The sequence below is a fragment of the Pseudomonadota bacterium genome (assembly GCA_016195085.1).
Classification (GTDB): domain Bacteria; phylum Pseudomonadota; class Alphaproteobacteria; order SHVZ01; family SHVZ01; genus JACQAG01.
The window spans coordinates 1-4,769 of the sequence record JACQAG010000089.1 but is presented as its reverse complement, the minus strand read 5'-3'; the positions used below and the strand labels follow the sequence as shown (position 1 = coordinate 4,769).

The following is a 4,769-nucleotide window of genomic DNA, read 5'->3' as shown; positions in this document are numbered from 1 at the left end:
TCCAGAATCTCGCCTCCCGTGTCGCGGTCGTCGCCGTCTGGCATGCCCAAGGAACCTCAAATGCGCGGGATTCGGCGCACTTTGGAGGCAAAAGCCCCGGGGCGTCAACCCGTGGCTGTCGCGGCGGCGGGCCCGGTTAATGCAGCGGCCATCGTGCGACAGGCAAATTCGGCAGGATCCGACTTGTGATCGCGATCACTGCGGCCAAATCGGTTCCGCGGCATCCTCTGGATAGATCGCCATGCGGAGGAACCCATGCAGCACTCCTTGGAACCAACCGATCATGAATTGAGCGTGCATCAGATCATTGCGGCCTGGCTCTTCGGGTTCGTTGCCTGGGGAATGTCGATGGCAGCGATTGCCGTCTTCGTCTAAGCCGCGACCAGCGGGTTGTTCTCCCGTTTCAGCACCCGGCGCACCGCCATCCGCTGCAGCATGCGGTCCTTGAAGGCGGTGTAGTGGGGAAGCTCGCCCATGGGCAGATGGGCGAAGCCGCCCCAGGCGTAGAACACCAGGGCATAGGCATCGGCGGCCGAGTATTGCGCTCCCATCATCCATTGCTTGTGCGCGATGAGACCGTCGATCTCCTCGCAGTTCGCCCAGAAGCTCTTGCGGCCGGTCTCCTGGATCGTCGCATGGGCGGCGGCGTCGGCGGCGAAGCGCTCGGGCCGGCGGATATGGGTGAAGGAGGGATGCACCGTGTTCGACAGCCAGGCCATCAGCGCCAGGCAGCGGGCGCGGCTCAGATCGTCGTTCGGCAGCAGCCCCGCATCGGGAAAGCGCAGCGCCAGATAGGTCATGATGGCGAGGTTCTCGGTCAAGACCTCGCCGTCGACCGCAAGCGCCGGAACCTTCCCTCTGGGGTTGATCCTTCGATACGCTGCCGTCAGCTGCTCGCCCTTGGCCAGGAGGACCGGCGTTGCCTCATACTCCGCCCCGCTCTCCTCGAGCGCGATATGCGAGGCCATCGAGCAGGCCCCCGGAGAATAGTAGAGCCGCAGCATGGGTGATCTCCTACCAGTGCGGCTATGAAATTGGGCGCATCGCCTCCCTCTGTCCATGGCGATCGTCCCGCCACCCTCTCTCGGGGATTGCCTTGTGGCGGCGCTATGAAATGATGCGGCCATGGACCCAGCCGAGATCCTGAGTACGGTCGTCGTCGACGGCGAGTTTGGCCAGCCCCGTTCGAATGCGATGGTGCCTTGGTGGAGCTTCAGCAAGACCGTGCTCGCCGCTTCCGCGCTCGTTCTCGTCCGTGACGGAAAGCTGCAGCTGGACGAGACCTTTCCCGACAAGCCCTACACGCTCCGGCACTTGCTGCAGCATACCGCCGGCGTGCGCAATTATGGCGGGCTCGCGGACTACCACGACGCGATCGCCCGGGGCGAGGCGCCGTGGCCGGCCGAGGAGCTGTTGCGCCGGGTCGACGCCGAGACCCTCTTGTTCACGCCGGGCGATGGCTGGGCCTATTCCAATGTCGGCTATCTCCTGGTGCGCCGAGCCATCGAAGCGGAGACCGGAGAGAGCCTCGATGCGGCCTTGCAGCGGATCCTCTTTGGCCCGCTCGGCATTGCCGGGGTGCGCGTGGCGGAGACGCCTGCGGACCTGGAAGGCAATATCTGGGGCAATCCGCGTCGCACCCATCCGGGCTGGGTCTATCACGGGCTGGTGCTGGGGCCGGTCGGCGCCGCCGCACTCTTCCTCGATCGCCTGATGGCCGGCGACTTGCTGCCCGAGGCGCTGCTGAGCCACATGCTGGCGGCCTATCCCTTGGGCGGGCCCTCTCCGTCGCGCCCGTTTCGGGTGCCGGGCTACGGTCTCGGCGTGATGATCGACGCCGTCGCCGGCCGGCGCCGCTGCATCGGCCATACCGGCCAGGGGCCGGGGAGCACCGCAGCCATCTACCATTTCTCCGAGCTGCAGCCGACCCGGACCGTTGCCGCCTTCGCTCCGGTCGAACATGGCGAGGCGAGCCAGGGCCAGCTCGAAGAGCACGTCCTCAGACTGGCGACCGTTTTTTGACCGCAACACCCCGCACCCGTATTACCCGTCCTGGCCTGGTTCGCTTCGAGGTGCTCGGTCGCGACGCCGATCGCGCGCTGATCCGGTCGCTGGCCAGGCGCCTCGCCGAAAACGACCCGGAGGCGACGCGGATTCGGGAGACAGTGAGCCGGGCCATCGCGGGCGAGCCATCAAGGAAGGGCGGCATTCTCGCAGCCTTGCGCCGTTCGCCTTTGGTCGGCGCGGATCTGAAGCTTGCACGCCGGGCCGTGCGCCCTCAGCCGGTGCGGCGGCGCCAGATCGGCGGGTAATCGATGATGATCCCATCCGCGTCGACCGAAAGCTCGGCCTGAAAGTTACCGGCAATGCCGTGATAGTGGAACCGGCTCGGCGGATCTTCCGCGTCCAGCCGGGTATAGGCCTGCTCGACCGCGCTCACGGCCAGGTCCGGGATCGGCACGTAGACGGCTTCGATGACGCGCCGCTCGTCAGGCGCCAGGCGCAGCCGGCGGATCGGCAAGGTGTTGGTGAACGGCGTCGCCCGGATATCGATGAAGGTGCAGTCCGCGAGGTCGGGACGCGGCCGGCCGTCGATCGACCAGCCGGTTTCGTCCCGGAGGATCTCGATCCGCGCCTGCGCGCGGCCGCGGTCGAGGGAAATATCGGCGCGACGGAAATCCCAAGCGCCGTCGCAAATGATCCTGTAGTCGAGCCGGAACGGACCGTCGCCGAGATCGACGACGACGATGCCCTCGGCGACGATCTCCTCGGGCTCGAGAGTGAGCGTGAGGTGTTCCAGCCCTTTCTGGCCGATGAACTCCCAGACGACGTCGCGCCGCATTCCTCTCCTCGCTCCCTGCCGCTATCGCCACAGAATGCAGTCCGCCGGCGTGTGCCGCCGCTCCCAGCCCAGGCGCTCGAGCTCGGGACGGCGCTCCTCGTCTTCGGGGTAGCCGACGCAGAGATAGGCGATGAAGCGCCAGTCTCCGGGGACCGCCAAGATCTCCGCCACGAGGCGCGGATCCAGGATCGACACCCAGCCGAGGCCGATGCCCTCGGCTCGGGCGACGAGCCAGAGCGTGTGCACCGCAAGCACGGCCGAATACTCGATCATCTCCGGCATGCTGCGGCGGCCGAGGCCATGACCCTGGGCGGTCGAACGGTCGGCGAAAACCGCGAGCTGCAGCGGCGCCTCTTCGATGCCGGCGAGCTTCAGCTCGGCGTAATTGCGCGCCCGCTCGCCCTCGAAGGCGGAGAGCGCCTCGGCGTTGCACGTGCGGTAATTGTCCCGGATCGCCTGCCGGCGTTCCGGATCGTCGACGATCACGAACCGCCAGGGTTCGCTCAAGCCGACCGAAGGGGCGAGTGCGGCCAGGCCTAGCAGGCGCTCGAGCGTGCCGGCGGGCGGCCTCTCCGGGCGGAAGCGGCGGACGTCGCGACGCCACTCCAAGAGATCCTTGAGCCTGGCGCGGAAGGCCGCATCGAACTCCGGTGGCGATTCCGATTGAACCATCATCCTTGCGCTTCGCACCTCGCGAGACCGAATTCCATTCAGACCGGAAGCACCCCCCACCCTAACCCTCCCCCGCAAGGGGGGAGGGAACTATACAACGCACTCACTTCCTCTTTACTCCCTCCCCCTTGAGGGGGGGGTGGGGAGGGGGTGATTCGAGCTGCACCGAACGTGCGCTAGCTACGGCGCGAACTGCTCCTTGAGGGTGCGCTCTTCCAGGCTGTGGTCGGGGTCGAACAGCATCTTGAGCTGGATCGAGCGGCTCTCCTCCACGCTCACCCTGACCACGTCGCGGATCTCGGTGAAGTCCGCGGTGGCGCTGACCGGGCGCTTCTTCGCCTCCAAGACCTCGAGGTCGATCTTGGCGTTGTGCCGGAGCAAGGCGCCGCGCCAACGCCGGGGCCGGAAGGCGCTGATCGGCGTCACCGCCAGGATGTCGGCGCCCAGGGGCACGATCGGACCATAGGCCGAAAAGTTGTAGGCGGTGGAGCCGGCCGGGGTGGAGACGATGATGCCATCGCAGCTCAGCTCCTCCAACCGCACGACACCGTCCACCCGGATGCGGAGCTTGGCGGTGTAGCGGGTCTCGCGCAACAGCGAGACCTCATTGATGGCAAGCGCCTCCGCGGTGCTGCCGTCGCCCGCGACCGTGCGCATGGAGAGCGGGTGCACGGTCACCTCGACCGCCTTCGCCAGCCGCTCCATGAGGCCGTCCTCGCGATAGTCGTTCATGAGGAAGCCGACCGAGCCGCGATTCATGCCGAAGATCGGCACGCCGCGGCCGATGTGCCGGTGCAGGCTCTCCAGCATGAATCCATCGCCGCCGAGCGCCACCGCCACATCGGCGGTCTCCGGCGCGGCGGTGCCGTAGCGCTCCACCAGACGCAGCTGCGCCAGGCGCGCTCCCTCGGTGTCGGCGGCGACGATCGTGATCTTGCGCTGAACGGACATGGACTTGCGGATGCTGGGGGAAAGACCGATGGAGAAGGCCGTCTGCGGGCACCGTGGGTAGCCGATTGCGCCTGCGAGGAAAAGCGATTTGTCGCGGAAACGGCGCCGTCAGCCGCCGGTCACGCTCATGTGACGGGCCACCGCCGGGCGCTTGTGCCGGCGATCGATGACGAAGTCGTGGCCGCGGGGCTTGCGCCCGATCGCCTCGTGGATCGCTGCCAGCAAGGGCTCGTCGGATTCGCTGGCGCGCAAGGGGGCGCGAAGATCGGCCGCATCGTTCTGGCCGAGGCACATGTAGAGCGTG

Annotated in this window: 6 protein-coding genes; 1 reads left to right on the top strand and 5 read right to left on the bottom strand. The window is 67.2% G+C overall.

The features are described from left to right. Nucleotides 1-371: 371 nt before the first annotated feature. Nucleotides 372-1,004, bottom strand: coding sequence for a glutathione S-transferase N-terminal domain-containing protein (locus HY058_22400; protein ID MBI3500054.1), 633 nt, complete (start codon nt 1,002-1,004; stop codon nt 372-374). A 121-nt stretch (nt 1,005-1,125) separates the two neighbouring features. Here HY058_22400 and HY058_22395 point away from each other — a divergent pair, with 121 nt between their 5' ends. Further along, nucleotides 1,126-2,022: a beta-lactamase family protein gene (locus tag HY058_22395; protein ID MBI3500053.1), complete on the top strand. Its 897-nt coding sequence runs from the start codon at nt 1,126-1,128 to the stop codon at nt 2,020-2,022. A gap of 256 nt (nt 2,023-2,278) precedes the next feature. Here HY058_22395 and HY058_22390 read toward each other — a convergent pair whose 3' ends face one another. The 4 genes from HY058_22390 to HY058_22375 form a co-directional block, all read right to left on the bottom strand. Continuing rightward, on the bottom strand, nt 2,279-2,842 hold the full coding sequence (locus HY058_22390; protein ID MBI3500052.1) for a putative glycolipid-binding domain-containing protein: 564 nt from the start codon (nt 2,840-2,842) through the stop codon (nt 2,279-2,281). Nucleotides 2,843-2,863: 21 nt separating this feature from the next. Beyond that, on the bottom strand, nt 2,864-3,514 hold the full coding sequence (gene bluB / locus HY058_22385) for a 5,6-dimethylbenzimidazole synthase (protein ID MBI3500051.1): 651 nt from the start codon (nt 3,512-3,514) through the stop codon (nt 2,864-2,866). Nucleotides 3,515-3,694: 180 nt separating this feature from the next. Continuing rightward, the gene (locus HY058_22380; GenBank protein ID MBI3500050.1) at nt 3,695-4,465 is read right to left on the bottom strand and encodes an NAD kinase; all 771 of its coding nucleotides are present in this window, start codon (nt 4,463-4,465) and stop codon (nt 3,695-3,697) included. 108 nt (nt 4,466-4,573) lie between these two features. Next, on the bottom strand, nt 4,574-4,769 hold a 196-nt coding region (locus HY058_22375; protein ID MBI3500049.1), incomplete at its 5' end, for a GTP 3',8-cyclase MoaA.

Bases quoted from the DNA above. Each gene is read 5' to 3' on its own strand.
- HY058_22400 (MBI3500054.1), bottom strand. From the start codon at position 1,004: ATGCTGCGGCTCTACTATTCTCCGGGGGCCTGCTCGATGGCCTCGCAT.
- HY058_22395 (MBI3500053.1), top strand. From the start codon at position 1,126: ATGGACCCAGCCGAGATCCTGAGTACGGTCGTCGTCGACGGCGAGTTT.
- HY058_22390 (MBI3500052.1), bottom strand. From the start codon at position 2,842: ATGCGGCGCGACGTCGTCTGGGAGTTCATCGGCCAGAAAGGGCTGGAA.
- bluB (MBI3500051.1), bottom strand. From the start codon at position 3,514: ATGGTTCAATCGGAATCGCCACCGGAGTTCGATGCGGCCTTCCGCGCC.
- HY058_22380 (MBI3500050.1), bottom strand. From the start codon at position 4,465: ATGTCCGTTCAGCGCAAGATCACGATCGTCGCCGCCGACACCGAGGGA.